This window comes from Pseudomonas sp. GW821-FHT01A09 (assembly GCF_058986725.1).
This window is the reverse complement of the sequence record NZ_JBYSWB010000066.1, coordinates 1-1,544: the sequence shown is the minus strand read 5'-3', so window position 1 is coordinate 1,544 and position 1,544 is coordinate 1. Positions and strand designations below refer to the sequence as shown.

The window sequence follows — 1,544 nt, the reverse complement described above, 5'->3', positions numbered from 1 at the left end:
GGCCAGAACGGCCTGTTCCGCTTGAGCGGTCAAAGCGCCAGTGGTGCAGGCCACACCGGCGCGCTGACCAGCAGCGCCCCGCAGCGCGCCCACCCCTACCTGATCGAAACCAACCCCCTGCTCACCAACCTCAAGCTGTTCCTGAGCTCCGATCACCTGTTCGCCAACCTCGGCCATACCCGCGCCGACATCCCTAAGCGCCTGGGCGACGGCTTCTACGAACAACGCCTGATCCAGCAAGCGGTACTCGCCCGCACCGGCCTGCGCTACCTCGAAGGCACGACCAGCGACGAAGCGATGTTCAGGCACCTGATGAACAACGCCATCGCCAGCAAACAGGCGCTCAACCTGACACTCGGCACGCGCCTGAGCGCCGAACAGATCGCCGCCCTGACCCACGACATCGTCTGGATGGAAAACACCCGGGTCAACGGCGAAACCGTGCTCGCCCCAGTGCTCTACCTGGCCAACGCCAACCACCGCCTCGGCCCGAACGGTGCGCTCATCCAAGCCCGCGACCTGACCCTGATCACCGGCACCGACCTCAACAACGCCGGCACCCTGCGCGCCAGCAATGACCTGGCGGTTCAGGCCGGCGACAGCGTCGTCAACCTCGGCCTGATGGAGACTGGCAACCGCCTGGACCTGCTGGCCCGCAACCATGTGATCAACCGCGCGGGCGGCCTCATCAATGGCCGGGAGGTGAGCATGAGGGCGGTCAGCGGCGACGTGCTCGTCGAGCGCACCGTGACCACCCATCAAAGCCGCTCCGAGTACCGCACCGAGCAGACCAGCTTCATCGACCCGCCCGCCCGGGTAGAGGCCCGCGGCAACCTGGCGATCGACGCCGGACGAGACTTCAACAGCATCGGCGGCGAGCTGGAAAGCGCCGGGGCTATCACGATCAACGCCGGCAACGACGCCACTGTCGTCGCCGCACAGCAAGTCGACAGTCATGTGCGCCATGGCGCCTCCAGCCAGACGATCAAGCAGCATGGATCGCAGGTGACCGCCGGGAGCGACCTGCGCATTGAAGCTACGAATGACGCCTTCGTGGTCGGCAGCCAGTTACAAGCCAACGGCAACCTCAACATCGTCGCGGGCAACAACCTGTTCATCGGCTCAGCGGCGGATGAACAGCACGCCGCCAGCAAGACCCGCAAGGTCAAGGCGCAGGAAGACCACGTCCAGCAAGTGGCGTCGACGCTGACGGGCCACGACATCCGCTTGAGTGCCGGCAACGACGCGACGCTGAGCTCGAGCAACGTCACCGCCGCCCAGCAGGCCTACCTCTACGCCGGCAACGACCTCAACGTCCTGGCCAGCCAGAACAGCGACTACTCCCTTTACGACAAGAAGACCAAAGGCAGCTTCGGCGCCCTCAAGGCCCGACGCGACGAAGTCACCCGCATCACCCACGTCGGCAGCCGGATCACCACCGGCGGCGACCTGGTGATGCGCAGCGGCAACGACCAGCACTATCAGGCGGCCATCCTTGAAAGCGGCAACGACACCACCCTCGACAGCGGCGGCGTCATCGCCTT

Annotated in this window: 1 protein-coding gene; it reads left to right on the top strand. The window is 65.7% G+C overall.

All coding sequences use genetic code 11. From position 1 onward, the window contains the following. Positions 1 to 1,544 (top strand): hemagglutinin repeat-containing protein (locus AC3WJP_RS29035; RefSeq protein WP_493724596.1); only part of this gene is annotated, 1,544 nt, incomplete at both ends.